This window comes from Spirosoma jeollabukense (genome assembly GCF_054777855.1).
Window position 1 is genome coordinate 1 of record NZ_BAAHAD010000046.1, and the last position, 2,129, is coordinate 2,129.

At 22.0% G+C, this 2,129-nt stretch carries 3 protein-coding genes and 1 pseudogene; all 4 read right to left on the reverse strand.

The window, feature by feature from the left end; all coding sequences use genetic code 11:
• On the reverse strand, positions 1-264 hold a 264-nt coding region (locus tag ACYVEA_RS34345; RefSeq protein ID WP_461117892.1), incomplete at its 3' end, for a F0F1 ATP synthase subunit A.
• An 18-nt stretch (positions 265-282) separates the two neighbouring features.
• Positions 283-507, reverse strand: coding sequence for a hypothetical protein (locus ACYVEA_RS34350; RefSeq protein WP_461117893.1), 225 nt, complete (start codon positions 505-507; stop codon positions 283-285).
• A gap of 279 nt (positions 508-786) precedes the next feature.
• Positions 787-1,902 (reverse strand): annotated as a pseudogene (locus ACYVEA_RS34355) (complex I subunit 4 family protein).
• Between the two features lie 39 nt (positions 1,903-1,941).
• Positions 1,942-2,129 (reverse strand): hypothetical protein (locus ACYVEA_RS34360; RefSeq protein ID WP_461117894.1); only part of this gene is annotated, 188 nt, incomplete at its 5' end.

Below are 2,129 nucleotides of genomic sequence, written 5' to 3' on the forward strand. Positions count from 1 at the left end.
TAAAGGACAACCAGCGGGTACTAATAAAGAAAAGAATTTTAAACCATGGTTTAAGAACCCTAAAATTGTTGCACCTAAAACTATAGTGAAACTTAAAGAAAATGTTAAAATAAAATGACTTGTTGAAGCAAAACTATAAGGTACCATTCCTATTAAATTATTTATTAATATAAAGATAAATAATGTATAAATAAAAGGAAAATATATTTGACCTTTTTTAGGATTAATTTGATTTGTTACTATACTATGAATAGTAGCATACAAAGCTTCTTGACTAATAGATCAATTATTACTTATTAATTTATTATAATTTGTACTTAATAAATTTAAAGCTAATATTATAAAACCACCTATTGTTAAATAAAATCCTATGTTTGTTAAAGAAATATGTAAATTTCCTAATAAAGGAGCATCTATACTTAATAAATCTCTTATTTCAAATTGAGTTAATGGACTAAGTATTTCTAAATTTATTGTATTAAAATTATTACTGCTTAAAGTATTCATAATCCTCTAAGCTATATAATATGTCTTGAAAAATCCTTGTTAAATACAATTATATTATAATTATTTATTATCAAAAAGTTTTGATATAAATGTACGTGATAAAAATAAACGTACGAATCTAGGTAATATATATTTAGATGATAGATATAAAATGATTGTAATTATAGTAAAAGTAAATACTACTTCATTTAAAAAATAAAAAGGTACTAATTGTGGCATTGTTATTTTTTTTTTTAATTAAATATTTAAATATTAATCTTAATTATTTAATTGAAAATCTTATGAATAATAAATTAAGTTTGTTACAGAATAATGTAGACCATCTAATATAAAAGAAGGATATATACCGAAAATTACAGTAAATAATACTAAAATAAAAAGTAAGAAAAATTCTCTTTTTGTAATATCAACTATATTTTCTAGGAAAAATTTACTAAATGTACCTCCAAAAGCTATTCTATTAAACATATACATTGTATAAGCAGCTGAAAATATAATAGATAAACTAGCAAATACCCCTAATAATGGTAATCTTTCAAATACTCCATAAAGAGACATAAATTCACCTACGAAATTTAAAGTTAAAGGAACACCACAATTACCTAAAGATAATATGAAAAATAATATAGAAAATAAAGGCATAATTTGAGCTATACCTTTATAAAAATAAATAGATCTAGTTCCAGATCTATCGTACAATATACCTCCTGCACATATAAATAGACCACTTGAAACAAATCCATGAGCTAACCCTAAAATTATACTTCCTTCTATACCTTGTATTGTATTACTAAATACTCCTATTAAATAAACTGCAGCATGAGATACAGAACTATAAGCTATTAATTCTTTAACGTCTGTAGTTCTTAATGTACTGAAACTAGCATAAATTATAGTAATAACTCCTATTACATAAACAATATATGTAAAATTAATAGATGCTTTAGGTAATATAGGTAAAATTAATCTACAAATACCGTATAAACTAGTTTTAAAAACTATAGCAGCTAGTATTATACTTCCACCTAAAGGAGATTCAACGTGAGCTTTTAGTAATCAGTTATTTAAAAAAATTGTAGGAGTTTTAACTGCAAATGATAAAAATATTCCTCCGAATAAAAATAGTTGTGTAATATAATCAAAATTAGTTTTAAATAATGCATCAAAATCTGTAGTACCCATAATTGAAGACATAGCTAGTATACATAGTAATAAAAACAAAGATCCTCACAATGTATATAAAAATATATAAAAACTAGCTCTAACTTTATTACTAGATCCAAATAAACCTATCAATAAAAATAAAGGGGGTAATGTACTTTCAAAAAAAACATAAAACAATAATATATCTAAAACTAAAAAAATCGCTAATAATAATGTTTCTAATAATAACATTATTATTAAGTAGGATTTTATATTTTCTGTTATTGAATTTCAATTAGATAATATAGCTATTGGCATTATTATTGTAGTTAATAATACAAAATATATAGATATACCATCTACTCCTAAATAAATATCAAAAAAACTTAAATTATAATGTTCTTGCACAAATTGAAATTGATTAGTATTAGAATCAAATAATATATATACAATTAAAGATATAATTAAATTTATTATAG

What these genes read in the sequence shown, in the direction of transcription:
- ACYVEA_RS34350 (WP_461117893.1), bottom strand. Translation starts at nt 507, where the DNA reads ATGAATACTTTAAGCAGTAATAATTTTAATACAATAAATTTAGAAATA.